19 protein-coding genes are annotated in these 25,031 nt (G+C 38.6%); 3 read left to right on the top strand and 16 right to left on the bottom strand.

The window, feature by feature from the left end; genetic code table 11:
• Window positions 1-57: 57 nt before the first annotated feature.
• Entirely contained in the window at window positions 58-990 is a 933-nt protein-coding gene (locus MKX72_RS01835; RefSeq protein ID WP_033580734.1) for a D-2-hydroxyacid dehydrogenase, read from the bottom strand.
• 261 nt (window positions 991-1,251) lie between these two features.
• On the opposite strand from MKX72_RS01835, the gene MKX72_RS01830 reads away from it, so the two are divergent.
• Entirely contained in the window at window positions 1,252-2,808 is a 1,557-nt protein-coding gene (locus MKX72_RS01830; protein WP_028412463.1) for an ABC-F family ATP-binding cassette domain-containing protein, read from the top strand.
• A 194-nt stretch (window positions 2,809-3,002) separates the two neighbouring features.
• Here the strand turns inward: MKX72_RS01830 and MKX72_RS01825 are convergent, their stop codons facing one another.
• On the bottom strand, window positions 3,003-3,899 hold the full coding sequence (locus MKX72_RS01825) for an amidase (protein ID WP_155008624.1): 897 nt from the start codon (window positions 3,897-3,899) through the stop codon (window positions 3,003-3,005).
• Window positions 3,900-4,059: 160 nt separating this feature from the next.
• Window positions 4,060-5,397 (bottom strand): ATP-binding protein, encoded by a 1,338-nt coding sequence (locus tag MKX72_RS01820; protein ID WP_155008623.1) that lies wholly within the window; start codon window positions 5,395-5,397, stop codon window positions 4,060-4,062.
• Between the two features lie 347 nt (window positions 5,398-5,744).
• On the opposite strand from MKX72_RS01820, the gene msrA reads away from it, so the two are divergent.
• Window positions 5,745-6,260 (top strand): peptide-methionine (S)-S-oxide reductase MsrA, encoded by a 516-nt coding sequence (msrA, locus tag MKX72_RS01815; protein WP_028412466.1) that lies wholly within the window; start codon window positions 5,745-5,747, stop codon window positions 6,258-6,260.
• 48 nt (window positions 6,261-6,308) lie between these two features.
• Here the strand turns inward: msrA and MKX72_RS01810 are convergent, their stop codons facing one another.
• Window positions 6,309-7,946, bottom strand: a complete 1,638-nt coding sequence (locus tag MKX72_RS01810; protein WP_033580731.1) for a family 14 glycosylhydrolase — start codon at window positions 7,944-7,946, stop codon at window positions 6,309-6,311.
• 104 nt (window positions 7,947-8,050) lie between these two features.
• Window positions 8,051-9,205: an endonuclease gene (locus MKX72_RS01805; RefSeq protein WP_155008622.1), complete on the bottom strand. Its 1,155-nt coding sequence runs from the start codon at window positions 9,203-9,205 to the stop codon at window positions 8,051-8,053.
• Window positions 9,206-9,492: 287 nt separating this feature from the next.
• Between MKX72_RS01805 and MKX72_RS01800 the strand changes: the two genes are divergently transcribed.
• Window positions 9,493-9,969, top strand: coding sequence for a hypothetical protein (locus MKX72_RS01800; protein ID WP_028412469.1), 477 nt, complete (start codon window positions 9,493-9,495; stop codon window positions 9,967-9,969).
• Between the two features lie 50 nt (window positions 9,970-10,019).
• Here MKX72_RS01800 and essA read toward each other — a convergent pair whose 3' ends face one another.
• The 11 genes from essA to MKX72_RS01745 all read right to left on the bottom strand — a co-directional run bounded on the left by essA (window position 10,020) and on the right by MKX72_RS01745 (window position 24,877).
• On the bottom strand, window positions 10,020-10,517 hold the full coding sequence (gene essA / locus MKX72_RS01795; RefSeq protein ID WP_155008621.1) for a type VII secretion protein EssA: 498 nt from the start codon (window positions 10,515-10,517) through the stop codon (window positions 10,020-10,022).
• Window positions 10,495-13,677 (bottom strand): type VII secretion protein EsaA, encoded by a 3,183-nt coding sequence (gene esaA, locus MKX72_RS01790; RefSeq protein ID WP_155008620.1) that lies wholly within the window; start codon window positions 13,675-13,677, stop codon window positions 10,495-10,497. Before esaA ends, essA begins: the two co-directional genes overlap by 23 nt.
• The gene (essC, locus tag MKX72_RS01785) at window positions 13,674-18,152 is read right to left on the bottom strand and encodes a type VII secretion protein EssC (RefSeq protein ID WP_034266980.1); all 4,479 of its coding nucleotides are present in this window, start codon (window positions 18,150-18,152) and stop codon (window positions 13,674-13,676) included. The genes esaA and essC overlap by 4 nt, the downstream gene beginning before the upstream one ends.
• A gap of 12 nt (window positions 18,153-18,164) precedes the next feature.
• On the bottom strand, window positions 18,165-19,469 hold the full coding sequence (gene essB / locus MKX72_RS01780; protein WP_155008619.1) for a type VII secretion protein EssB: 1,305 nt from the start codon (window positions 19,467-19,469) through the stop codon (window positions 18,165-18,167).
• 14 nt (window positions 19,470-19,483) lie between these two features.
• On the bottom strand, window positions 19,484-19,723 hold the full coding sequence (locus tag MKX72_RS01775) for an EsaB/YukD family protein (protein ID WP_025752817.1): 240 nt from the start codon (window positions 19,721-19,723) through the stop codon (window positions 19,484-19,486).
• Window positions 19,724-19,816: 93 nt separating this feature from the next.
• Window positions 19,817-20,110, bottom strand: a complete 294-nt coding sequence (locus MKX72_RS01770; protein WP_028412473.1) for a WXG100 family type VII secretion target — start codon at window positions 20,108-20,110, stop codon at window positions 19,817-19,819.
• A 369-nt stretch (window positions 20,111-20,479) separates the two neighbouring features.
• Complete coding sequence (locus tag MKX72_RS01765) at window positions 20,480-20,872, bottom strand: SseB family protein (RefSeq protein WP_033580724.1); 393 nt, start codon at window positions 20,870-20,872, stop codon at window positions 20,480-20,482.
• Window positions 20,873-20,933: 61 nt separating this feature from the next.
• Entirely contained in the window at window positions 20,934-21,533 is a 600-nt protein-coding gene (locus MKX72_RS01760) for a WXG100 family type VII secretion target (RefSeq protein ID WP_028412475.1), read from the bottom strand.
• A 109-nt stretch (window positions 21,534-21,642) separates the two neighbouring features.
• On the bottom strand, window positions 21,643-21,960 hold the full coding sequence (locus MKX72_RS01755) for a hypothetical protein (RefSeq protein ID WP_013055102.1): 318 nt from the start codon (window positions 21,958-21,960) through the stop codon (window positions 21,643-21,645).
• 252 nt (window positions 21,961-22,212) lie between these two features.
• Window positions 22,213-23,418, bottom strand: coding sequence for a DEAD/DEAH box helicase (locus MKX72_RS01750; protein WP_028412476.1), 1,206 nt, complete (start codon window positions 23,416-23,418; stop codon window positions 22,213-22,215).
• 364 nt (window positions 23,419-23,782) lie between these two features.
• Window positions 23,783-24,877 (bottom strand): ATP-binding protein, encoded by a 1,095-nt coding sequence (locus MKX72_RS01745; RefSeq protein ID WP_224980631.1) that lies wholly within the window; start codon window positions 24,875-24,877, stop codon window positions 23,783-23,785.
• Window positions 24,878-25,031: the final 154 nt, after the last annotated feature.

Here is a 25,031-nt window from a genome sequence, read left to right as displayed (position 1 = left end):
CAAGAAAAGCAAGTTTCAGTATACCATCCTCATAGCGGAAACGCGCATCATAATGCTTTAATAACCTCTTTCAATATTAACCAAGTTAGAAGGCAATTCGCCTTGCTCAACTTTTTGCAGCGTTTCAACAAAGCACTCTACGGCTTCTGCAGGCGTAGTCACCGCCGAAATATGAGGTGTTATGATGATATGTGAATGATTCCACCAAAAAGATTCTTTCGTTAACGGCTCACGTTCAAATACGTCTATGTATGCTTTTCGAATACGCTTTTGCTCAATAGCCCCTACTAACGCATTTTCATCTACAGTTGCACCTCGTCCAACATTTATAAAGTATGCATTCTCAACTAAATTCATCCATTTTTGGTCAAAGTAGCTTTTTGTTTCATTCGTTAGCGGCATTGTACTAATAATCCAATCAGCTTCTTTTAGCAAGTCTCTCTCATTTGAAATCGAGACTACTTGATCAAATGACGGCTTTTCATTTCCACTTTTAGATACTCCTATCACTCGTACACCAAAAGATTTTAAAACGGTTGCAAGACGTCCGCCGATTTCACCTGTTCCATAAATGATGACCGTTTGAGCAGAAAGCTGCTGAGGCTCTACCGCTTTCCACCGCTTTTGTTTTTGCTGATGCTGAAACTGTGCGTGGTGCTGAAGTTCAGCTAGCATATAGCTAAGACAATATTCACTGATCCGCTGACCAAATGAACAAACCGTACGTGTTAACATCACGCTCTTTTTCCAATCCGCACTTTCTAAGAACCGATCAACTCCTGCACCGAGAGAATGAATCCATTTGAAGCTATGGTCTTTAAAGTAATTCGTTGGACCGAAGGATAAAAGCGCGTCAGCCCAGTTTAAATCTTCCATTGTAACGTCTTGCTCTTCCATAAATCGAAACGTCTGAGACAGCTGCTTTTGTTTGATTATCTCCTCCAGCTCCTTATGCATTCTTCCTGCCACTAGTATCGTATAAATGTTCATTTCTTTTCCCCCTGCCTTTTTATTCTTCTATATACTCTATTTGAATGATTCGATATAACCGTCCCGTCGTCATGAAGGATTTTCTACATTGATATATATAGTATGAATCAAGTGAAAGGAAGACGCGAGTGAATTTTATATGACTTTCAAGGCTGGAAAACTCATATGGATTTATGTATATAAGTTCGCTATAATCGTTATGAATCAATTTGTTTATAACGAAACGTACGATAGATATTTTAAAAGAAAAGGTGTGTCAGCATGAGTGTATTAAACGTAAAAAATCTAAGCCATGGTTTTGGTGACCGTGCGATTTTTAACGATGTATCATTTCGATTGTTAAAAGGTGAACACGTCGGCTTAATTGGAGCAAACGGCGAAGGTAAATCAACATTTATGAACATCATTACAGGCAAGCTAGAACCGGATGCGGGAAAAGTAGAATGGTCTAAAAAAGTGCGCGTTGGCTATTTAGATCAGCACACGGCATTAGAGCGCGGCCTTTCTATTCGTGATGTACTAAAAAGTGCTTTTCAATATTTATTTGATTTAGAAGCTCAAATGAATGGCCTCTATGAGAAAATGGCGGATGTATCACCAGAAGAACTCGAAAAACTATTAGAAGAAGTCGGTACGCTTCAAGACCTCTTAACAAACAATGACTTTTACGTTATCGATGCAAAAGTCGAAGAAATTGCACGCGGATTAGGATTAGAAGATATCGGCTTAGATCGTGACGTACAGGATTTAAGTGGCGGACAGCGTACAAAAGTATTGCTAGCCAAACTATTGCTTGAAAAACCAGAAATTCTTTTACTTGATGAGCCTACAAACTACTTGGATGAACAGCATATTGAGTGGCTACGACGCTACTTGCAAGAATATGAAAATGCCTTTATTTTAATTTCTCACGATCTTCCATTTTTAAATAGCGTGATCAATTTAATTTATCATATGGAAAACCAAGAGTTAAATCGCTATGTAGGAGACTACGACGATTTTATGAAAGTATATGAGATGAAAAAACAGCAGCTTGAAGCAGCTTATAAAAAACAACAGCAAGAAATGGCAGATTTAAAAGATTTCGTAGCGAGAAACAAAGCGCGCGTGTCGACACGAAATATGGCCATGTCCCGTCAAAAAAAGCTGGATAAAATGGAAGTAATTGAACTAGCTCAAGAGCGTCCAAAACCAGAGTTTAACTTTAAGAGTGCTCGTACTTCAAGCAAATTAATTTTTGAAACATCTGATTTAGTCATTGGATACGAAGAGCCGCTTTCTAAGCCACTGAATCTAAAAATGGAGCGAGGTCAAAAGATTGCCCTTGTAGGAGCAAATGGAATCGGGAAAACAACTCTTTTAAAAAGTATTCTAGGAGAAATCAAACCGATTTCAGGCTCTGTAGAAAAAGGCGATTACCAGCATATTGGCTATTTCGAACAAGAAGTTAAATCAGCTAACTACAATACGTGTATTGAAGAAGCATGGAACGAGTTTCCTCACTTTACCCAATATGAAATTCGTGCAGCGTTAGCTAAATGCGGCTTAACAACCAAACATATTGAAAGTAAAGTAGAAGTTCTAAGCGGTGGAGAAAAAGCAAAAGTCCGTCTATGTAAGCTGATTAACAATGAAACCAACATTCTTGTACTGGATGAGCCTACAAACCACTTGGATGTAGATGCGAAAGATGAATTAAAACGAGCTTTAAAAGAATACAAAGGAAGTATCTTAATTATTTGTCACGAACCTGAATTTTATCAAGATGTAGTCACAGACGTGTGGAACTGCGAATCTTGGACGACTAAATTATTTTAAAAAAACGGGTTAAAAGAGGCATATCTTTTAGAAAAAGTGGGAATGATAAGATTAAGTTCCCCCCCTTTGTGTGAGTAGCCATTTTTTAAATGGTTACTTTTTTTATGTATAGTCCTTTAATAAAATGGCTATATTGTATCTATACTCCCTAAACCCAAAAAGACCGCTGCAGTGATGCAGCGGTCTTTTCGTTGTCATGGTTTCATCTGTAGCCAGCTATCAAAATGATGAACAGCTATACTGCTTGGAGGGTTTTTAGCTTGACACTTCGTAAGCAACTTACCCAGCTCTTGCATCATCTTTTCTTCTCCTTTAGCAGAAAAAGAAATGTATTCCCCTTCATCTGAAGCCATCGTTTCTACCCCTATTTCAATCGGAGTGGATAGTACACGTCCCCACTTGCGTTCATTTTGCGTTATGTCAGCAATACCGTCTTCTTTATCTGCATGGTTTCGGTACGACATAATTGTGACTTCATCAGCGTACTGAATAATCCAATGCCCCAGCGAACCGGAACCGTTGCTATTTTTGAATGGAACTTCGTCAAACCAAAACGGTATATCTACAGCAAGCGGCAAGTGTAACTGACGAGACTGTACTGCAGCTTGAGAAATAACATATTGATACTGCAGAATACTTTTCGCTCGATTATTTTTCCAGCTTTTATACAAATACGGCTCTATATCTAAATGAACCCCTGAAAATTGCTGTTGTTCTTCCGCTTCTGCTTGGTAAGCTGTTATCCAATTAAAAAATGCGTCTTGCTCTTCTATACCAGAAGGCCCTATCCAAGAAGGTGCGCCGTCAAGTGCGTAGACATCTATACCCTGGACTTGCGCTTGTTGGATAAAATGCCTATATACAGAAGGTGAAAGATGAGCGTCAATTTGTAAATAAACCTTTGTCACCTTTTTTTCTTGAAGTTTTTCACGGATAGCTTCTTGGTCCAACATCCATTTCTTTGTATCCCACACCCACGTCGACAGCGGTATATTCATCTCTGCATTCACCTTTGATCCACATCCTGTTCCTTTCCCCATATTAAACAGCCATACAACCACCAGAAAAATAAGAACGCACTTGCTTTTCACACTCTATTTCCTCCTTTATACGAGCCAGAACTCATATAAAGAGAGTCTGGCAGCTTGGCAACTTTATGGTGAATTTCTCCCTTAGATCTGTAGCTTTCAGCAAACTCTCCCTTATCAATTTTTTCAGCCTAATCTTTATTTGTTCTAGCGGTTGCTTGATTTACTTCCCTGTATCTTTCTTATGGAATAAATATGCCTGCTTTGGATGGTTTGGCTGATTTGGATATTTCAACTGTAATTGTCCTTTTCGTAATAGCTTTGTTAAATAATTATTACGTACTCCATCCGGCGTTCTTTCTAGTAAATAAGCAAACTCTTTAAGCATGAGCGGTTTTTCTTTGCATAATTCAAGAATAATATGCTCCATCTGATTAGGCGAAAGCCGTTTTTTTTCACGAGCCAGCGCTGCAATATCCCATAGCTTCGTATCAATATCCTCACCATTCACTGAATTAGAAGAACCATCTTCCGATTCCTTATTATAGGAGTTTTGATAAATATTATAGGAGTAATCATCTTTATTATATGAGTTAAGTTCACTATTATAGTAGTTTTCTTCTTTATTATAGGAGTTATTGTCGTTATTACATGAGTTTAACTCCTCTAATAAATCTTTATTATAAGAGTCTTTATTTTTATTATAGGAGTTATTTTCGACATTGTTTTCAGGTATGTTTTGATATTTTTCGACACTTTTAAAATTATTTCCCAAATCAGTTACAGACGTATGATAAGTGTCTTTTTCAGAAGAACTAATCTGTCTTTCTTGAGTGGACAGAGATAACGTGACTACCGTACGATGCATAGAAACATCTTGATCAACAGAAGGCTTTTTATAATGATGCAAGCTCCAGTTTTGCTTCACTTTTTTCAAGCCAGAGCCCGAACGTTCACATAGCCCTAGTAAACTGAATAGCTTAACGATATTCGGGTTTCGAAGCTGACTAACGGTTTTACTAAAAACTGAATCTGTAGGTACTAACAAAAGACCTGGATTAGAAAAAACGTAATGAGAAGGTTGCTTTTCTAAAATAACGCCGCCCTCGCCATTATAATCTGCATGAATAAGCATATTGATTAAAACTTCTGTTAAAGAGGAAGCGATTGACGACTGGGGTTCGCTATTGCGAACAATTTCATGAATATGGAAATAAAAATCGAAAATATTTCCTGACCACGTCCCGTCTTGAGAGGTAAAACGCTCTGTCCATTCTTCATTCCCTTTACTTTCCCGGTATTCTAAAAAGTATTGTGGTAAAACTTCTGTGATAATCCGTTCTTCACTGAATAAAAGCAGGCCTGCGAGCGTAACTCCTTCTTTATGGGTATCTCTTACCTTTCCCCATGCTCCTACTTTGTATAAAAACTCTTTTGTTTCAAGCGCATTCCAAGGATGAGCTGGTTTTACTTCAGCAAATCGATCCCGGTAGCTTTTGATCGTATCAAAATTTAATTCATTTAATCCATAGTGCTCTAGGATGAGATTATCTTGTAACATATTCAACTCTCCTATTATCTTTGTATATTTATTTAACAGCGCGAATATGCTGTTTCTTACCTCTTGTTACTAACGTACTAACTTTATTTATCTAGATGCCGCATAGATCCTGCTTCTGCCGCCTAATCTCTGCTACATCGATATATACACCTCATCTATTCTATCATTTTTTCTTTCTTCTCTCCTGCATTTTTCAATCTTCAACATAGCCGAGTTTATTGTGTAAAAGCTGTGGATATTTATCTTTATCCACAGCTTTTACACAACCTACAAACCCTTTTCTAGCTGTTTCAATATAAATTTGTTATAATACCCTTCATAACAACGGATTAAGTGAGGGATTACGTATGGAAAAAGCTACATTTGCAGGTGGATGTTTCTGGTGTATGGTTACACCATTTGAAGAGCTAGAAGGTATTCACGGCATTGTATCAGGATATATGGGGGGAACTGTGGATAACCCTACCTATGAGCAAGTAAAATCTGGCACAAGCGGTTATTACGAAGTGGTTCAAATCACATTTGACCCTGAAGTGTTTCCGTATAAACGTTTGTTAGATCTTTATTGGCCGCAAATTGATCCAACAGATGATGGAGGTCAATTCCAAGATCGAGGCTCGCAGTATCGAACAGCAATTTTTTACCATAACGATAGCCAAAAGCAGGAAGCTGAAGAGACAAAGCTAGAGGTCGCAAAAAGCGGACGTTTTAAAAAACCAATCGTGACAAGCATCCTTCCTGCCTCTGCGTTTTATGAAGCGGAAGAGTATCACCAAGATTTCCACAAGAAAAATCCAAAGCATTATAAAGAAGACCGCGCTAAGTCTGGTCGAGATGAGTTTATTCAAGCGAACTGGAAATAATTCTTATGTTCGAAACAAAGCCGCATAGCGTTTGCTATGCGGCTTTGTTTACCAATTATCTGTATAAGTTGCTGTTGTTGACGGCACGCTCCAATATTGCTGCGAAGGCTGCCATGCTTTTAACGAGCCATCAGCTCTCTTCACAATTGCTTTAAATTGAACATTTTGACTCGCAGGAAAATAGACGGTGCCTCTCCAATCGGCTGTAGATGAATTATATGTTAATTTAATTGGATAAAGGGACGTATCCCACTGACCTAGCTCAGCTCTGTCTCCAACAATATAAACCGTTTCTCCTACCGCAGTTGGCGCATTTTTTACTACAACCGTTTGCGCAACTGGTGTAACGCCCAGCGTATTTTTAAATTGCCCCATCAGCGTATCATTGTTAATGACATCGTAGAAACGAAGCAAAGTAAATCCTGCAAAATTATAGTTAAAGGCCATTTCAGCTGCTTTTTTATATTGATCTTCACTGCCTATAGTTAGAGCATTTTCCCCGTTTAAAACAATTCCTTTTGCATTCGCAATACCTGCTACTTGGCGTACAAGCGTCTTTGGCATAGAATATTCGGGATAACTTCCGCTGTCCGTCATTTCTAAGCACGTAAACGTTATATCTAATTTAGCTGTTTTAAAAGCGTCTAAAAGCGCATTGTAATCATTATATCCAGCAGGTTTTTCTGCAGCATGAGGAATCGTCGGATTATTATACTGCCAATGAATTCCCGCCACTTTTGCACCGATTGGTACGTTAAAGGTGGCATCAAAAGCCTGATGAGCTAACTGTCCAATACGTTTTGTGTGATCTTCCAAAGCTCCTTGATACCATGCTAAGAAATCTTTTCCATAAGCTGTTGAATAACCATCTTTTAAGAACTGATAGCCATCTGATGGCGGTAAAATTTGCGATGCAGAGGTTAAATTGGTTCCCCATGCCTGATTGACGCCGGCGAGTGAACCGTATTTAGTCAAAGCATATGATTGAAACTTGCTTTTGGCGAAGTTCGTATACACTTGAAATTTTCCTCTAGACGGATAGCCGGTTCCGTCTGCTGCTGTATAGGACGGATAACGAATTTCACCTGCAGGGCCTCCGGATAAATAGATTTTAGCAATCACGTCTTTATAAGGTGCTAACGCTTGCGCAAATGCCGTATAGAGCTCTCCGTATTGCTTAGAAATAACGTCAGTTGCAAGCGGGCTTAACGTTTCTTTATTTGTCGTACCTGTTTCAGATTTAAAGTAAAGGCTGTCATCACTTTTTAAGTTCCATACCCAAGACGGAAGCGGAACGTTACAATCATCTCCAACATTACCGCCGCACTGATGAGTAGAAATAATAGGAACGATCTTTATACCTGCATTACGAGCAGCTTGAGCAAAGCGCTGAGCATAGGAAAAATCAAACTGCTGATCGCCGTTCTTCTCCATATCTCCCCACCAGAAGTCTACTGTCACCGCATAAAATCCATTTTGTTTCGCTTTGCGTAAATCGTTCTCAAACGCTTCCCATGTTGTATAGTCTGTTACCTTTTTTAAAGGCGCCATTAAGTAGGTTTTGTAACCAGGATTCATTGATTTTCCATCTACGGCAGCCGCTCCATTAAGTGGATTCAAAATGAAAGCGTTAACAAAAATGAGCACCAAAATAAAAGCCAATCCTTTTTTACATAGCTGTTTCATAGCTTCCCTCCATTTTTTCAAAATCACCTATAGGTATTCGGCGGATTTTAGTTTTTTCCTTTTTCTTTTATAAAAAAAGACGCCCCGCCAGGACGCCTCCTACATTAGTTCCAAATCTCATTCACCCATTCAGGATGGTCAATAAACGGATTGCGGTTATGCTGATAGTCTGAATAAATAATATCATTTCTGCGTCGTTCTCGATCATCTACTGGATCTTCGGCGTTCCATTGAAGAAGCACAGATAATTTCCCATGATAAGGAGCAGTGCCATTATTCACTGTGTTATTAAGTTCTAAGTCAGGCTCATCACTTACATCGCCTTCATAGCGTATGGCCATATAAAACAACATACGAGCCACATCACCTTTTACTTCATCTCGAGGTTCCCATGAATCACTGTCAAAATAATTTCCGAGTGCCTCGCTATGTTCCGTCCCTCCGTTATCAAAATCTAAGTTTCCTCTCGTACCATTTACAGACACATCGGTTGGACGTAAATGATGAAGATCTGTTCCAGGACCCATAGCTGTTCCAAAGTCCCCGTGAGACTTTGCCCAGACGTGCTCACGATTCCAATCGTCCACTCCGCCTCCATTTGTACTCTTACTCTGTGAACGCCCCGTATAGAGCAAAATAACGTTATTTGCGTTAGCTGGATCTTCATCCGTTTTCTTTAAAGCTTCCCATACGGCTGAATACGAAAGTTCTGTGTGATGGTCAATAATGTTATGAAGCTCTGTTTTTAAGGTGTTTCCTGTTTTTCCAGCTGCGGTACGATAATAGTCTTCTACTGGAACAGTTGGCTCTGTGGGGTCTGGATTCGGATCAGTTCCTCCTGTTTCTGTACTGATAGAAGTAACTGATTTTATTCCTGGGTGTGAAAAGTAAGGGGTGAGTGTGCCCGTAACAGTAAGACTTTTCCCTTTTAACTCCGAGCGACTTTGAAGTCCAAATGTACTTCGCAAATTTGAAGGAATTTGAACGTATACCATCTTGTCTGTGTTGGTTTCATTTGCACTGTCAGCGAGAGCAAGTGCATAATCGTTTGGGTAATTGCTCGTAATAACTGTAGATGTGCCTGTAGGTTGACCTACTACATATCCTTTAACAGCTTGTACACTATTGTTTTGATTTTCAAGAGCTTGTGACACAGATAAAGATGCCGCTGCTTGACTAACAGGAGTTAAGCTCACTACAAGAGCAAAAACAAGCAGGGACATTACCCATGTTTTTTTACACAGAGCATGTAATCTCACTTTTTTATTCCTCCTTATGATAGGTTTGAAAACTCGTTTCCTTCCACCTCTTTATATTATTTTTTCACTGTGAATTCCCTGCCTGTTTTTTGTTAAGTTTTATAGTGAAAAAGATGTGTTCTTCTTTACAGTGGCGGCTGCTTTATGCGAAGGGTTATATTTTTAAAAGTCCACACTGGAAAAAGCATTATGTGTCTTTCTTTATATATGGTATAATCAACCGAATCGTAAAAGAGCTTATACCATTTCAGAAAATGAAATGATTTAAATAGAAATGAGGATTGTCTATGCTTAGTTTTGACGAAAAATTAGCTATTATTTCATCGTTTCCAGAGCTGCATCGAAAAGATGTATCTTTAGGACGCGTGAATTTTCATTATGAAGAAAGCGTGTACGATAAAACGGTTGTTGTGCATCATCTGCATCCTAACGGAAATGGATTTGTATATGCAGGTTTTTTAAAAGGATATGAAACAAATGACAAAGGTCTTGTGAATATCCGTGATTACACTGAAGAAGATCTTCGATCAATTATTGAAGCTTCTATTGAATCTTTGTCTACCCTTCCTGATACAGCTAGAGAAGAAGCTATTGTAGGGAATGGAAATGAACAGCGCTGGAACGGCCCAGACAATGCAACGCTTTTACTTGTTCATGAAGATGACCTGTGGAATATTTATTCTGGCTTGAATTTAGAGGCAGCATTTTTATCTTACGAAGAAGCAGAAGATTATTTGTTTGAAGAAGGCTTCCGCCGCCTGTAAATTTACGTCTATACGCAAAAACCTCGCTGTTGATTAACAGCGAGGTTTTTTCATTTTTTCACAGAAGGCTGAGGGCTAATGCGCGGTATTAAAACCACAAATAATACAACAACCCCCACACCAATCAATAATAAATAAAACCATTGTAGATCTGATGACTTTTCAGAAGCCGTTTGTTCTGTCCGATTTTTCTTGTAGGAAGTGTTTTTAGAAGAAAACAAGTTATATTCTTTTGCTTTCGCAGAAATCGTATTATCTTCAGCTGATGCGTTCGCAAAAAGACTTTCTTTTAAACTCTCTTTCTCTGCATCTTCCTCTTTTTCAAATGTAAGATCCTTTATTTCCTCCGGAATATTTCCTACTTCTTTTTTATTTTCTAGCAAAGATTCGGGGTCTAAGTTAATGGGATCATCTTTATATACATTTGGTTTAATCTCTTCAACGTTCCCATCATCAGCTTCAGCCGCTGCTGCTATAGGGAAACAAAAAAGTGAAAAAATAAGAACAACACTTCCAATCTTCTTACTAAGCACTATAGGTTTCATCATTTTCAACCTCTTTAGTCGTCTTTAAAGCACGAATAATAGATGGCAGAACACTTAAAACGGCAGTCATTCCCAGTAATACAATAAGCGCCTGTCCAAACAGAGACTGCGTATCATATTGAATGGACATGTACACTTTAGATACTGGATCTTCGTAATTAAAGTTTGGCATAGATAAGTTAAGAAGCGGGGTAATATAAAATAAAATCAACCCTACTGTCGTCACCCATCCAGCGAAGCTTCCTAATAAGAAAGCAATACGTACAAGTGTAGATGAAGCAAGCAATAAGACGATCGTAAAGATTGACCATTCCATTGCCCGGTCTCCCGATAACGAATAAATATTAAGGCTAAAGATACTTACCATTAACCCTACAATCAAATTCAATAATCCAAAGAGCGTACCTTTTACAAGCATCGGTGCATGTCGGTAGTATTGACTGAAATAGCCAATTAGTAGGCTGCTGATTAAGATAATAACCAAAATGACAACCGGTGGAACCTCTTTTACTTTTTCAGCCGGCACTTCACCGCTTACTTGAAGAGGATTTGCTAAATAATGATAAACGTAATCGTTATTCTGTCCATCTACTAATGTATTATTTAACAAGCGGTATACCTGGCCTCGCACCAACTTCGTTGAATCCACGTTTTGGGCCCACTTGCTGTTAAGCGTGTCAGCCTTATCCTGAACTTCATTTACACGCTTCTGCAATTCATCTGTGTACGTGACAACATTAGCTTGTCTTTCACCTAAAGATGAAATGAGTTCGTTCATTCCCTTCAACTCTTGACCCATGCTTTGCTGCAGCGTCATTAAGCCTGTTACGTCCGGAGCTTCTTTCTTTTCTAATGCTTGATCTTCACCTGCGCTAGATTGAAGCTCTTGATTCATTGCATTTGCTTTTTCTTGAATAGCTGATAGCTCTTCCATAATCGATGCTTGTTCAGCATCAACTGTTTGTCCATATTGATCAGCAAAATCTTGCACTGAACTTTGGAACTGTGCTAACTCTTCTTTTGTTAGAGACAGGTTTTGTTGAATTTGCTTACGCGCGTCTTGAGAAGAAACGGTTCCAGCTAACGCCTGCTGCAAACTTCCTTTAATAGAGTCATTGTTAAGGACGCTGTTCTGTATGTCTGTATTTCCTACTTGAGCTAAAGTCAAATCATACTGCGATAAATCACCGTAGTACTTTAACAGATCTTCGGCACTGCTGCTTTTAATCTTACCTGAGAATGTATTGCTCAGCTTTTCCTTTCGAGAAGCTGAAAGGTTTGGAGAAGATAAGATTTTATCTTCTTTGTTTTTAATCATCGTAATGAGACCATCAACATCCGCACTGCCTTTAGAAGGTTTTTTGCCGTCTTCTTTCAACTTTTCATTCTCTTTTTTTAATCGTTCATTTTCTTCTTGAAGCTTAGCAATTTGACTGCTCGACGACTTGGTTGCTTCTTCTAAGTCTTTCTCTGCTTTGTTTTTCTGTGCTGTCAAAGACTTAACGTCTGCTTCCAAACTGGCAATTTTCTGCTTCAGCGCATCCGTATTTTCTCCTGAAGTTTCAGGCTGAACGGTTACATTTTGCAGCTCATCTTTGACTGCCTGTACCTGTGTTTTTAGATTAGCCACTTTTTCAAGCGCACTTTTCACAGCATTGGATGTGCCTGATGTATCCGGTGTATCCGGTGTTTCAGGCGTTACAGGCGTTTCCGTGCCCTCAGGTGTCTCAGGTGCTTCAGGCGCTTCGGGTGTTTCACTCGTCATGCCTTGAAGCTGCTGTTCTAAATCATCAAGCCCTTTTGATATATCATCAAGCTTTGCTGTTTGCTGAGATAAATCCACTTGAATTGGTTCTGACGTTCCTTCGCCTTGACCGGAATCTGGCTGAGTTCCATCATCTTCTCCAGGATCCGTCGGCGTCTCTCCACCTTGATTAGGATCTGGCTGAGTTCCGTCACCTTCTCCAGGGTCCGTTGGCGTCTCTCCGTCTTGATTAGGATCTGGCTGAGTTCCATCACTTTCCCCTGGATCTGTTGAGCCTCCACCACTATCATTTGATGAAGCTGTCTCTAGCTGCGCACGAAGCGGCTTTAGCTTACTTTCAATTTGATTTAAGGTTGTTTGCTCAGACTGCTGTTTGTATGAACTGATGATTTGGCCGTTCAAATCTTGCAGAGCTTTTTCTTGTTCACTGACGTTATCTGCTTGTTGATCTCCAAGTTCTCCAACGGCTTTTTGATTTTCATCCAGCTGCTGTTGAATGGAAGATAAGCCACTAAACACTTGATTGGCCTGCTCATTAAAATTTTGCTTAGAGCTTGGCTGATTAGATTCAAGGGAAGACAACCCTTGTTGAATCGCAGCGACGCTTTGAGCCTGCGTTTTTTCAAGCATTTGTTTCTGTGTTTCTTGATATGTTTGATATTGATTTACATATTCAATGAAGCTGTTTAAATTCTTTTCAACCTGTTCTACGTCGCCTTGTCTGTCGCTAGAACCTTTTTCTGCTTTATTTACATTATCTTGGATTTGCTGAAGAATTTTCTTTTGATCATTTAATTCACCTGCTAAATCTTTTGAATTCGGTTTATAAAAAGCGACCATTGTTTTTTGAAAGGCGATTTCTTTATTTAGAATTTTATCGAACTGTCCGCGTACCTTATCCACTTCCTGTGATACATAACTCCAGTACAAAGAGGACATTTCATTATTAACCTTTGTAGTAGCATCTTCTAATTCCCCTACTACTTTTTCCTTATTAACTGCGTTAAGCTGGCTTTGAACTTTGTATTCCAAAGTAGCTTTTTCTGGCTTTTTTTCCTGATACGATAAAATATTTTGTGAGAAAGTCGAGGGAATATAAATAACCGCATCATATTTCCCATTCTGTAAACCGCTTGTAGCTGCGCTTCGTCCAAGCACGGTCCATTGATAATCCGACCCCTCCTGTAAAAGAGGAGTCACTTTTTCTCCAAATTCTATCGCTTTTTCACTGTTTTCTTTTACTCCATTATCTTCGTTAACAACCGCAATCGTTCTTGTTGAGTTTTCTGTGACTTGTAGCGGGTTGTCTCCAATATACTGGAAAAAGAAAGAAGGAAGAGCCAAAATTAAAACAACAGCTAATATGACTTTAAGTGTATACTTACGCTGTTCGGTCATGTTAAGATCTTCCTTTCACTTACACATAGCGGGATTTGAATTCTTGTTTCTTTTCCACTTTTAATATAATAACCGAAGCCAGGGTTAACGTCGGCTTCTTTTCGGTCATAAGGAAGTGTAAATAAGCTTTGCTCTGTTTTCTTCATCAACAACACAGCTTGGCCAATTTGCTTCACTTCTGTTGTTAACGCGTCAAATCCTTTTGAAAACTCATTGTTGTTCCCTGCAACAATCAAGTTAAAGCCCAGGTGGCTATAATTTTTCATCAATTTTGTAATACGATCCTGCAAGACACTGTCTAAGTTTTGCTGGAATCGTACAAATCCGTCTACTACAAGCATGATCGGGGCAAATGAAAGGCCGTGTACGGTTCCTTCCTGCACTGCTTCCAAATACTTATTTTCACGTCGCTGCAATCGTTCTTCGGTTAGGTCAAGCCAGTCGACGATCTGTTCTTTTGTTTCCATGTAAACAACTTGCTCTTCAGCTGCATAGCTTGATAAACCACGGTCAACCGAATCAAATAGTCCGATTTGCTTCACGCCTTGTTCAAGCGCTGTTTGCAGTATGACTTTCACTACATTTGTCTTTCCTTTTTGCGTCTGCCCCATGACGATACAATGCTTATTTTTCGTAAAGTTCATATGCACCGGTCGAACAAACTCTTCATCTAACCCAAGAGGAATAACTCCTTTTTCGCGAATAACTCTTCTGTCCGTCATAAATTCGGCAAGTACAAGTTTCGATGACAGCATTGGCACCGGCTCCGGAAGAATAGCATCAGCGTATTGATTCTTTAATCGTTGAATGTGCAGCTTAACTGCATCAAAAATTTCAAAATCATCTTTTCCTTCCGCAGGTAAAAACAGCTGTGCAAAATAAGGTTGATCCGTTTTGATAATAGCCCGGCCTGGAATAGACTCTAGCGCATACGGCGTACGCCCTAAAATAGAATACGCTTCTGAATGATCCATTAAGTAATGAACCACCTTCGTTTTCAAGTTATTCATAAGTGACTGACGAATAGAATTCACGCGCGTTGCGGTAAAGATCATATAAATTCCTAAAGATTGGCCGTCACGCACAAGCTGCGTGAACTGCATTTCTAGATCTTGCATTTCTTCTTTGACAAGATCAAAATTATCAATCGTGATAAAAATTAGAGGAAGCTCTTCTGAACTTAAAGCATTATACATTTTGATATTGCTAACTTCCTGCTGTTGAAATAACTGCTTTCGCCTTGCGATTTCTTGTTTGATAATCGTCATGAATTTTTCAATTTTACGCATTTGATCCATTAAGAAATAATCCGCCGTATGAGGCAGCTGACGAAGCGGCAGCAGCGTACCGTTCCCAAAGTCAAAAATGTAATAATGAAGCTGCTCTGGGCTCTGTCTTTCAGCTAGACTAAGAAGCAACATCATGACTGTAAACGATTTACCGTATCCTGACGAACCAAATATACCAATGTTTCCATCGTCCATCAGCTGATAGTTATATACCGTTTGACTTTGCTTTTCAGGTTCATCAATTAAGCCAATTGGGAATACGCCGTCTCGCTTCTCTTTGTACTCACTGCGAAGCAATCTCTCTTTAAGAGGCGGCAGCCATGGACTATTTAATTTTTTGATACCTAATTCCTGCTGCGTTTGTTCGATTTTTTGCACCACAACATCAATTTCTGCTTCCGCTTGTTTGGATGACGTCTGCTGAGTAGATACATCAGATAAAGGAATCAACCCGAGATCTGTGACAATGGCTACTTCATCTTCAGCCCCATACGTATCTTCCATGTACGGCGCGCCGCTCCAGGCTGACTGAAACAGTTCATACACTTCATTATTTCCAACCTGCAGATAGCCTCGACCCGTCACCGTAATAGAAGCAGCGTCTGCATTTTTTAAGATTTCTTTACTATCAGCGGCATCTTGGACTTTTAACGCTACTTTAAAGCGCGCATTACTCCAAATTTGATCGTCAATAACACCGCCTGGCTTTTGTGTTGCTAAAATTAAATGAACGCCTAGACTACGTCCAATTCGCGCCGCGCTGACTAATTCGCGAATGAACTCTGGTTCTTCACTTTTTAACTCAGCAAATTCATCCGAGATTAAGAATAAGTGAGGCAGAGGTTCTTCTGCCATACCTTGCTTATATAAATCTGTATAATCATTAATATGATTGACTTCATATCTATCAAACAAGCGTTGGCGTCGCTTTAATTCACTTTTAATAGAAGCTAAGGCTCTTGTACTAAAATTCTTACTTCCTTCAATATTTGTAATGGTTCCGAGCAGGTGAGGCATGTTTTTAAACGGCTGAGCCATTCCTCCGCCCTTATAGTCAATCAATAAAAATGCGACTTCATGGGGGTGGAAATTCACCGCTAGAGAAAGAATGTACGTTTGTAAAAATTCACTTTTCCCTGACCCCGTCGTACCTGCAAGTAATCCATGAGGGCCGTGAGCTTTTTCGTGAAGATTTAGTTCAACAATATCCTCTTTTCCTTTTAAACCAATTGGAACCGCTAGCGACTTAGCTGATTCATTGGTGTGCCACCTTTGCACGATATCCAGCTCACCAATTTCTCTTGCTTTAAATAATTCTAAGAATGAAACGCTATTTGGAATTGAGTTGGTCATGCCAACTTGGTGATCCAATGTCCGCAGCATCCTTGCAAATCTTTCATTATAATCAAGCGTGTGTTTATCAAGCTGAAATGGAATATTCACAGCTTTTTGCTTTTGAATTAATATATCCCCCTCGGATTCGTTAATATAACGAACGAGTGTGTGAACATGCTCCGTTAAGCTTTCTTTCGTCTCTGCCGCAAATATCGTAGAGAACCCAAGATGAGGGTGATACCCTTCTAAATACTCTAAGATAACGTGATCTGCAATTAGCTGCTGATTCGTAATAATAAAAACAAAGTGAGGCAAGAAAACCCCTTCTCCTTTTGCTTCATCTAAGTCGCGTTCTCTCAGCATTTCGTAAATAGAAGATAAAAGCTGATCTCTCGTTTGTTCATTATAAATGAAGCCTTTCGCAAAAGAATGAGGCAGCTGAAAATGAGGGAGCCATTTCATCCATTCCCACTCTTTATATTCTTCTTCATCAAAAATGAATACGAATCTCACATCATGATAACTGTGGGAGAATGCCAGCTGTCCTACAAGCTGATGCAGTTCATTCTTCACCGTCTTCATCTTTCCTACCAGACCGATAGAGCCTAAACCTAAGTGAGCGGTAACAGGCGCATTTTTGACTTCTCGATAGACTTTTTCCATGTGCTGAGACTGCTCAAGCAAATCATCAATTTCTCGATTAGCCATATCTCCGCTATTTAAAGAAATTTGGTAGCTTCCAGGAACTGTTCCTTTTCCAAGACGCACCTGTAAGAAATCACTGCTTTCCACAGTTCGTTCCCAAATTCGATCGGAAATCTGTTCTGTTAAATATTTCATTCGTTCAAACGTTGGAAAATGATAAGATAATACATCTCGTTGAACTGATGCTAGTTCTTGTAATTCCTCGCGTTTGTTCTCTAAGTACTTTGTATAAATTCGACGACGACGCTCTTGGCGCTTCTTGCGCTGTTTTTTATCTTTGAAATATTGAACGGTAGATACAATCAGCGTGGTCGTAAACATCATGACAGATATAATAATAAAAATTCCCCTGGGCTGAATAATCGATACCGTACCCATGACTAAAAGCATGACTAATGGGGGTAAAATGGTAAGCCATAAGCTTCGGTTATTTTCATCATTGTCTTGAGACGGAAAGGACAAGCTCACCTTATCATTAGGCAAATCATATATCATGCGCGGTGTCCGTCTATAAACCGGGTACTTCTTTTTCATTTCAGAAATAGGTTGCGCCGTAGCCGGAAGCTTAGATGCATAATCATAGTAGCTTTGAATCTTCAGCAAATCTTTTTCGATCAATTGAATCGTCATAGAAGACCATAAAATAAGATCTCCGGGCTGAAGGTTCCTATTCTCTTCTATTCGGTGTCCATTAAGATAAAGCCGTTCTTGGTTATAAAAGACCTTCCACTTCCCGTTTATCTTTGATAAGTAAAATCCTTCTTTTGGCTCTACTACATACTTTTCTTTCTGCTGATACACATCAGCTGCTTCATCACTTGTGGAAAACGAGACTTCTGATCCGTAATCAATATAATAGACAGCTTCTTTAACAGCCGTCTCTGTAAGGGCAAAGGTTAAAGCCTGTCCTTGTTCTCGCCATACAAACGACTCAGAAACAGATAGCTCTGCTATCCTTTCTTCTCCATAGGAAATCAAGAGCCGGCCGTTCTTTTCAGATGACAGCGTCATTTGCCCTTTCTCAAACGGATAGGAAAAAGTAAACGTTTGATGCTGAGTGTTTCCAACCGTTGCTTGGCGAAAGGTTTTAAAATCTATAGGCAGCTGCTGATACGTTTGCCCACTAACTATCCAAAGCATATTCATACAACTACCTCCCTACTTCGATTGATCTTCCTGCTGTTTTTTCTGCTCTTCTTGTTTCTTTTTCTCGGCTTCTGCAGCTTTCTGTTCTTCTTCCTGCTGCTTGGCCGCCTGTGCTTCCTCAGCCTGTTTCTCTTCTTGCTGCTTGGCTGCTTCCGCTTCTTGCTGATCATTTTCTTTCTTGAATTCTTCCAGTTCATTCGCTACTTTATCAAGCTCTTCTTGCTTTTTATCAGCCGCTAAATCGTTGTCTGTCTTTAGCTGACCTTCGTATTTCATTAATGCATAGATAATTAACGAACGTTCTTCTAACAACCGGCTCACTTCTAAAGCTTTTTTGTTGTCTCCTCGGCCAATGTAAAACCAATAGGCAAAGTACTGAGGATCTGACTGAAGCGTAATAGTCTTTAAAGCATTTGCCTTTTGCTCCTCTCCCAACTTTTCATTAACAAGATAGGAGGTTGCTATTTCGTATTGCACAATTTTAGGCATACTTTCAATATCGTAATCTTCAAGTGTGTCGACTACTTTGCTGTAGTTTTTTTCAAGAAAGTATTCGTTGCTTTCTACAAATGCTTCTTGTTTCGGCTGAGCAAAAAAATAAGAATAAAAAGTATAAATAAGAGCTGGAATTAATAAGACAAGTATACCGACAGATGAAAACTTAAAAATGGTCCAGCGTTTTTGAGGAAGTTGAACAAGTGTCTTTTGATGTTTTTCAATTTGGGTTAGCTTATGCTGAACAAATTGACTCAACTCTTCCTCATTGCTGATATGCATTATTTTTTTAGCGTCTTCTTTTAATTGCAAGGTCTCGTATAACTTAAAATACTGTTCAAATGTATGCGATGAGTCAACGGCCGCCGCTATCGTAGCCTTTAACTCCTGAAAGATTTGTTCCTCGTTAGGCTCATAAGGAGGTAAACTTTCTTTCACTCCATAATGTAAAAAAGCAGGACTTAAACTTTTATCAAAAATGATATTTTCTGGACAAATCAACAAATGCAGCCTTGAAAAAGAATGCTGCTTTACCTTTTTGATAAGCTGATCTGCAAACAGCCACTTTTGCTGTTCTTCTTTTCCCCTTAATGCTGTAAAAGGTTGAAATTCAGAGGTAGGCTTAATTGTTATTTTAAGTTCATCATCGCTCATCATGATTTCTTTTTGAAAAGCCGTGTTTACATCCTTTAACATTTCAATTTCAACAGAACGATCAAGTCGAATTTTTTCTTTTTGAAAAACAAATGTATATTCATTATTATGACGTGTCATTACAGCTTCGAGCTGCTCTTCTAAGTAAGTCGGTTTCTTCTCTGACATTCTAATAGACTCCTTTAGAGAATTTCGATACAATCACCTGTGGTAATTCCGCAGTTAATCATCGTCTCATTTCCCGAGAAAATAAGATTTTTATTTGAAACACGTATCCACGCACCGTCCTTTGGTGATTGAGTAATCTTTTTAGCTTGCCAAACGATCTCGACTACTTTTTTGATTGAATGATAGTTTGATAGTCGCAAATCGAACCGATCACCTGTATAGTGCTTTAAGTCTACTGTTACTTCTATATACATAGGGTTTCATCACCTCAAAACATAGAAAAAGCGCCTTCATCTTTTGAGAATGGGGCGCTCCTTTTATTACTTCACTTAGATTATTAGATGAAGTTAACCGCGGATTTGGCTAGCGATTTGGTTATCTGTATCTTCAAGAACATTTGCAGAGTCGTCTAATTGCTTAGCAATTTTTGTAAGTAGGTTAGACATTTCAACGAAAGAAGGTTTTAATTCTTCGTATTGAGCAGCAAACGCTTCGCTTGAAGCACCTTCCCACATATCTTGAAGTTGATTTTTCATTGTATCAAGACGGCTTACTAGTTCTTGAACTTGACCGCTTTCGTTAGTATAGCGACCTGACATGTCGCGAAGCTCTGCTGGTGTTACGCGAATAATTCCTGACATACATATCTCTCCTTCGGTTTATATATTTACTATTATTGTAAGAAACTCTAGTGATAAGGTCAAAGGTTACTTGCAAAAGCCTCCAAAAATGAGAATATGTATCTACAAATACCCCTAAAAAATGCAAATAAAACCTGAAAAACCAAGATTTTGTTCTCATTTAAACCTTTTCCATCTAATCTATAGGTACCTATTTAAAGGAAAATAAAAACTATAAGACTATTAAATTACATTTCTATTTATTATCTATAGAACTATTTACTAGTAATAAAAAAGCAGCAGCCTATTTAAGGCCCTGCCTATATATATCCTATTTATTTAAGATTCAGACATGCTTGAAAAAAGGACATGTGCTTGTTATCGCCTTGGCTACTGCTTAAAATAATTTTGATCTTCTTTTAACATTCTTATTTCTTCCGGGATGAATAATTTTGAGAGAGGCGTGTCAGGATTAAGTAATATGGCTATTTCTTCATTTAATACAGGCAGCATATCCTTAAATGATACACATACGGTCTTTTCATCTTTTAGCATCTGTTCAATCGGATATTTTGACGAAAAAACAGGTAAATATCGATACGCTGCACTTTTCATCGTCTGAACATAGTGCTCTGCAATTAATATATCTGATGCTACATGTTCTGAGCTAACAACTAGCCATAAATTGCTATTCATTAAAGTTTTATAAAATTGAGCAATTTTTTTATTATCTTTCATTGCTTCAATTAACGATTTTTCTAATAAGTTAAATGTATACTTCATTGCTGAGACAACCCTGTAAGGAACTGTACCATTTCACTTCCAGCGCCATCATATACTTCATTCATTCTCTCTTCACTTCCTCTGTGCTGTCACTAAACATAATGTTTGAAGGATTCATCTCCTGACTTAAAATGCCCAATCCCATTTGAATAACCCCATAAGTAAAAAATTCCGTTCGACTGCATGTAGAACCATTCACTACTTTTTCTTCCCAAGACATAGAAAGCGAATTCCACATAACATTAAGAGTACCTAGAGGTTTTTCAATCGTTCTATGCATATTGTCATACGTGTTCCATTCTTTTAAGTTCTTTATGTCATTCCACGTATCTTGCGAATGGGCGCTCCCATCGCTCCATACGCTCGACCAAAACTCCGTCCAGCCTGAAGAGCCTTCTAGCTCTCCATCTGCTTTTCTCATTTGCTCCGCAGTGTCTTTTACTAATAAATGTGCATTTTCCGTTAGCGAATCAAGTTTGCGAATCATATGCTGTAACTCTTCCTGCAAGTCCAGCACTTTATCAATATCTGCAACAGACAAGAAATGTAGATTTGTAGCTTCCCAGCTTAGTTTTTGAAGTGCATCAGCCGTCTGTGAATGAGACTGTTGAATTCGCTCTGCAAATGTCTGCAGCACCTCTGGATTTACTTTTATCTCCATGTATGTCCGTCCCCCTATCTCTTGTAAGCCTTCAGTCATCATCCAAACATTTTTTAAGCCTATACGGAAAGACTCACTTTCTAAAGGAGTGAGTCGATAATGTTATTTATTACGCCGATGCTAGCTCTCTTAATCGTGAAATTTCTAAGCGTAAAGTTTGAAACAATTCATCCCTTACGTCGTACAGATGAAAAGTAGATTGCGTAATATCATTATAAATATCCTCATATGAGCTCTTAGAACGCCCTGACCAATCTGACGCATATTGTTGGTGCGAATTTTGAAACAGATAGATACCTTCTTCAAGAAATTCCATGATACGTTGAACTTCATGTAAATATGATTCTAATTGATCTGCATCTCGACTATATTCTTTGCTTTTTCTTCTTCGCTCTATGTCGTCAAAGAGATCATCAATTGCATCCATAAAATGTCCCCACGTCCTTCTTCCTCTTTTATTAGAAGTCTCTTAAAGTAATGTTAAAATAAGGTTACAAAAAACAAAATCCATCATTCAAACTATTTTCATACCTAGGAAAAAATATCTACATTTCTCTTTTTTTACTTATTTATACAGGGGAAATAGAGAAAATAAACAACGCCAAGCTGCTGTAATAAAGCAGTAGACGTTGCTTTTTAGGTTGTGACACTGCTGTTATAAAAAGGAAGAATACCTAGTTTACATACGACCTTTTTGTTTCTTTTTCTTGTTAAATGGCTTTTTTGAAGGTTTTTTAGCTGTACGAGACTGCTCTTTTGTACCTTCATCGACGATTTCGCCCATATAAAGCTCTTTTTTCGCTAATGAAAGTTGAAGTTCACGTGCGATTTGTTTTAAATTTCGCTCTTCTCGTTCAGTGACAAGAGAAATGACTGTACCTTCTGCTCCCGATCTGCCTGTCCTACCTGAGCGATGTACGTATTGATCTGCATCTTGAGGAACATCGATATGAATTACATGCGTCAATCCCTTAATGTCTAATCCTCTAGCTGCGACATCCGTTGCTAATAAGACAGGGAAATCTCCTTTTCGAAACCCTTTAATCGTCGTAGCACGATCTTCTTTTTTCGTTTCACTGTGTAAAGAGCCTGCTTCTACACGCTTAAATGTTAATTTTTCTTCAAACTCGATCAGAGTATCAATCCCTTTAAAAAAGGCTAAAGCTTTCATTTGTTCTTGACGAACTAGTTTTCTAAGCACGTCCACTTTATCTCTAGCTTCACTTTTGATGTATACATGCTCTACCTTCGAAGCTGGGAGTTCATCTCTTCCTACCTCTATTTCAAGAGGCTGGTTCATCATGTCTTTCGCTAGCGATTTGGTACGTTCTGATACAGTAGCTGAGAAGACTAGGATTTGACGATCACTTAACGCCATTTTTACAATCTGTTGAACCGTTTGAACATGCTCAGGTACAAACAATTGATCCGCTTCATCAATCACAATTGTTTTGACTTCGTGCATTTTTAATTTCTTCATTTTAATTAATTCGTTCAAACGTCCTGGGGTACCAACAATGATATTAGGGCGCTTTTTGAGTTTTTCTAATTGCCGTTTCATATTTGCTCCGCCAATAAACGCAGCGCTTGAAATACCGCTTCCCTGCGACCAAGTTTGAATTTCACCATGAATTTGCATAACTAATTCATGGGAAGATGCTAAAATAACCGCTTGAACATGAGATGGTCCCGGCTGAATGCGATGTAAGACAGGCAACAAATATGCCAGTGTCTTTCCTGTTCCCGTTGGGGATTCTCCTATTACATCTTTATTAGCTAAAATCTCTGAAATAGCTTTCGTTTGAATGGCAGTAGGCTCATTGAACCCTGCTTTTTTCCACGCCTCTTGTAAAAAAGGCTGTAAAGTCTCTATAAACTGACTCATATCTATCTCCTTTTCCATGCTTTTCTCGATATTATAAACGATTTTTTTATTTCAATTAAACGAATGTATCAGTGGCCATGTGCGTTAATACTGACCTTAATTTCTATTTATAAATAAACCTTCCTTATCCCAAGGGACCCTGTCAATCCGTCAGTAGAAAAGTCGATTGTTGCCTTAACTTTTCTACATCGATATACATAGCTTCAACTATGATACACTATTGCTTCTATAGAAAACAATATGATCCTCTTTATTATGGACGAAAACTTGTATAAGAAGGAGGTTTTATGTCCTATATGGATCCGGACGCAAAGGGCTCAGCTGCTTACTTCATCTTTTTCAAGAAAACAACCGCCTCTCTGAACTACGAAAGGCGGCTGTTTCGTTCTGTAATTGGCATATCAATAGTAACCGTTGTCCCTTTTCCTTTACCGCTTTTAAAATGCATGGTACCTTGATGACGCTCCATGATTTTGTAACACACGGCCAGCCCTAAGCCCGTTCCAGCTTCTTTTGTAGAATAAAACGGCGTCCCTACTTGTTCAATCCTCTCTTGACTCATTCCGATTCCATTGTCTTCAAAGTGAATCAATGCTCGTGTATCTTTTTCTTCAACTGTTATTGTAATATGGCCTTTCTCAATAATAGCTTCTACACCGTTTTTGATCACATTGATGAACACTTGTTTCAACTGATTTGCATCAGCCGAAACATAAATAGGCCTTTTTGCTGTTTCTTTCAATAAAATAGAAACATTATTTAAATTGGCCTGCGCTTCCATTAGCGTAATAACTTGTTTTAAAATCTCGCATAAATTGGTCTTTTCAAAAGATACATGCTGCTTTTTTCCAAGAATGAGCATTTCACTGGAGATTAAGTTGATGCGGTCGATTTCAGACATCATGATATCTAAATATGTGTCATTTGTTTCCTTAGAGGCTTGCATAACCTGTACAAAACCTTTTAAAGAAGTAAGGGGGTTTCTAATTTCATGTGCTACGGCACCTGCCATTTGTCCAATAACCGACATTTTTTCCGAGGTTATCATAAGCTCTTCATCTTGACGGTATGTAGTAATATCGCGTGCAATCATAAATACACCTACTACCTGCTTATGAACAATAATGGGAAGCAAAGAACACCTAAGCAACCGTCTTTCTCGCTTTCTATTGATCACATTCATTTCGAACTTAGCACCTTTTCCATTCAGCACTTCTTTAAAATACTCTTTACACATATCAAACTCTTCAGCTGCGATAAGAGCTGAAGGTTTCATCTTTTGCAGTTCTTCACTGGAGTATCCAACGATTGCTTCACCTTCCGGGTTAGCAAGAAGTACTTCACCCGTTTTACTTATTTCAAAAACACCATCAGGATTATGTTTGAACAAAGATTGATAGTGCTGATTGCTCGTTTGAAGTTCGTGTTCTTTCACTACGAGCTCTTGCTGGGACTCCACTAGTTTGTAAGCTCTCCTATATACCAACCCATACAAAATAATGCCCGTAGCTAAAATAAAAAACCAACCTTTGTATTGTTGAAAAAAAATATATACTTCAAAACGACCTTGCGCTAATGTTCTAGATATATTATCAGATATCAAGATCCATACA

It is taken from the genome of Priestia sp. FSL R5-0597 (assembly GCF_038006305.1).
In the GTDB taxonomy this organism is placed as follows: domain Bacteria; phylum Bacillota; class Bacilli; order Bacillales; family Bacillaceae_H; genus Priestia; species Priestia zanthoxyli.
Note: the sequence above shows the minus strand (reverse complement) of the source record. Positions and strands in the feature narration are given on the sequence as shown.